Origin of the sequence: Apilactobacillus pseudapinorum (assembly GCF_040369555.1) — a bacterium.
Lineage (GTDB): Bacteria > Bacillota > Bacilli > Lactobacillales > Lactobacillaceae > Apilactobacillus.
This window is the reverse complement of record NZ_BAABVU010000009.1, coordinates 1-3,252: the sequence shown is the minus strand read 5'-3', so window position 1 is coordinate 3,252 and position 3,252 is coordinate 1. Positions and strand designations below refer to the sequence as shown.

The window sequence follows — 3,252 nt, the reverse complement described above, 5'->3', positions numbered from 1 at the left end:
ACTTCCTACCCTCGCAGAGGGCGATCCCTCAACTACTCTTGGCGTTTAGAAGCTTAACTTCTGTGTTCGGCATGGGAACAGGTGTATCCTTCTAGCTATCGCCACCACACTATTTATCTGAAAGAACTTCGTTCTCTCAAAACTAGATATTATTTATTTCTTCCGATTACTACCTTACTTGGTTAAGTCCTCGACCAATTAGTACTAGTCCGCTCCATACATCACTGCACTTCCACTTCTAGCCTATCTACCTAATCATCTCTTAGGGGTCTTACTTCCATAAAGGAATGGGAAATTTCATCTTGAGGTCGGTTTCACACTTAGATGCTTTCAGCGTTTATCTCATCCATACATAGCTACCCAGCGATGCCCCTGGCGGGACAACTGGTACACCAGCGGTATGTCCATCTCGGTCCTCTCGTACTAGAGACAGCTCCCCTCAAATTTCCTACGCCCGCGACGGATAGGGACCGAACTGTCTCACGACGTTCTGAACCCAGCTCGCGTACCGCTTTAATGGGCGAACAGCCCAACCCTTGGGACCAACTACAGCCCCAGGATGCGATGAGCCGACATCGAGGTGCCAAACCTCCCCGTCGATGTGAACTCTTGGGGGAGATAAGCCTGTTATCCCCAGGGTAGCTTTTATCCGTTGAGCGATGGCCCTTCCATACGGTACCACCGGATCACTAAGCCCGACTTTCGTCCCTGCTCGACCTGTCTGTCTCGCAGTCAAGCTCCCTTTTGCCTTTACACTCGAAGAATGATTTCCAACCATTCTGAGGGAACCTTTGGGCGCCTCCGTTACTGTTTAGGAGGCGACCGCCCCAGTCAAACTGCCAATCAGACACTGTCTCCCACCACGATTAGTGGTGCGGGTTAGAGTGTTAGCACAGCGAGGGTAGTATCCCAACAATGCCTCCACCGAAACTAGCGTTCCGGTTTCCACGGCTCCTACCTATCCTGTACAAGCTATGTCAACACCCAATATCAAATTACAGTAAAGCTCCATGGGGTCTTTCCGTCCTGTCGCGGGTAACCTGCTTCTTCACAGGTATCTCAATTTCACCGAGTCTCTCGTTGAGACAGTGCTCAGATCGTTACGCCTTTCGTGCGGGTCGGAACTTACCCGACAAGGAATTTCGCTACCTTAGGACCGTTATAGTTACGGCCGCCGTTTACTGGGGCTTCGTTTCTGGGCTTCGCCGAAGCTAACTCATCCACTTAACCTTCCAGCACCGGGCAGGCGTCAGCCCCTATACTTCATCTTACGATTTTGCAGAAACCTGTGTTTTTGATAAACAGTCGCCTGAGCCTTTTCACTGCGGCTGCACTTGCGTGCAGCACCCCTTCTCCCGAAGTTACGGGGTCATTTTGCCGAGTTCCTTAACGAGAGTTCACTCGCTCACCTTAGGATACTCTCCTTGACTACCTGTGTCGGTTTGCGGTACGGGTAGTTAATTACTCACTAGAAGCTTTTCTCGGTAGCGTGACATGGCCTGCTTCCCTACTTTATTTCGGTCCTCATCACAGCTTGTCAACACGGTTACAAGCATTTCACTCATAACCTGACTTACTGCTTGAACGCACATATCCAACAGTGCGCTCAGGTTAGCCTTCTACGTCCCTCCATCGCTCAAACATAATTAACTAGTACAGGAATCTCAACCTGTTATCCATCGCCTACGCCTCTAGGCCTCGGCTTAGGTCCCGACTTACCCTGGGAGGACGAGCCTTCCCCAGGAAACCTTAGTCAATCGGTGGAATAGATTCTCACTATTCTTTCGCTACTCATACCGGCATTCTCACTTCTAAGCGCTCCAGCAGTCCTTACGGTCTACCTTCGTTGCCCTTAGAACGCTCTCCTATCACATGACTACGTCATGTCCACAATCTCGGTAATATGCTTAGCCCCGGTAAATTTTCGGCGCAGAATCACTCGACTAGTGAGCTATTACGCACTCTTTAAATGGTGGCTGCTTCTGAGCCAACATCCTAGTTGTCTATGCAACTCCACATCCTTTTCCACTCAGCATATATTTAGGGACCTTAATTGGTGGTCTGGGCTGTTCCCCTTTCGACGGTGGATCTTATCACTCATCGTCTGACTCCCGGACATATAAATCGATGGTATTCGGAGTTTATCTGAATTTAGTAACCCATGACGGGCCCCTCACCCAAACAGTGCTCTACCTCCATGATTCTAAGTCCGAGGCTAGCCCTAAAGCTATTTCGGAGAGAACCAGCTATCTCCAAGTTCGTTTGGAATTTCACCGCTACCCACATTTCATCCCAGCACTTTTCAACGTACACGGGTTCGGCCCTCCGGTGCGTTTTACCGCACTTTCAGCCTGAACATGGGTAGATCACCTGGTTTCGGGTCTATCCCAACATACTGTAACGCCCTATTCAGACTCGCTTTCGCTACGGCTCCGGACTTTTCGCCTTAACCTTGCATGTTAGCATAACTCGCCGGTTCATTCTACAAGAGGCACGCCATCACCCATTAACGGGCTCTGACTGCTTGTAGGCACATGGTTTCAGGAACTATTTCACTCCCCTTCCGGGGTGCTTTTCACCTTTCCCTCACGGTACTGGTTCACTATCGGTCACTAGGGAGTATTTAGCTTTGGGAGATGGTCCTCCCGGATTCCGACGACGTTTCACGTGTGTCGCCGTACTCAGGATCCTGAACTGAGGTTAATTGATTTCGCCTACGGGGCTATCACCCTGTATCGCTTAACTTCCCAGATAATTCGACTATCAATTAACTTGGTAACTCAAATGTTCAGTCCTACAACCCCAAAGAGCAAGCTCTTTGGTTTGAGCTGTTCCCCGTTCGCTCGCCGCTACTTAGGGAATCGAAATTTCTTTCTCTTCCTGTGGGTACTTAGATGTTTCAGTTCCCCACGTCTGCCTCCAAACTGGATATGTATTCTCCAGCAGGTGATAATCGACTAAGATTATCGAGTTTCCTCATTCGGAAATCTCCGGATCAAAGCTTACGTACAGCTCCCCGAAGCATATCGGTGTTAGTCCCGTCCTTCATCGGCTCCTAGTGCCAAGGCATCCACCATGCGCCCTTCATAACTTAACCTATTTCATCACTACGTGATGTTTGGTTAGTTGAGTATTTACGAATAAACTAATATTTTAAAACTCAAAATAACGCGGTGTTCTCGGTTGAAATTGTATTATTATACAAATTCAATATAGAAATTAAATAATATCTAGTTTTCAAAGAACCAAGTA

2 rRNA genes are annotated in these 3,252 nt (G+C 48.6%); both read right to left on the bottom strand.

What is annotated here, in order from left to right:
- Positions 1–109, bottom strand: a 5S ribosomal RNA gene (rrf, locus tag ABWU86_RS00760); the annotation flags it as partial.
- Positions 110–178: 69 nt separating this feature from the next.
- Positions 179–3,097, bottom strand: a 23S ribosomal RNA gene (locus ABWU86_RS00755).
- Between the last annotated feature and the right edge of the window lie 155 nt (positions 3,098–3,252).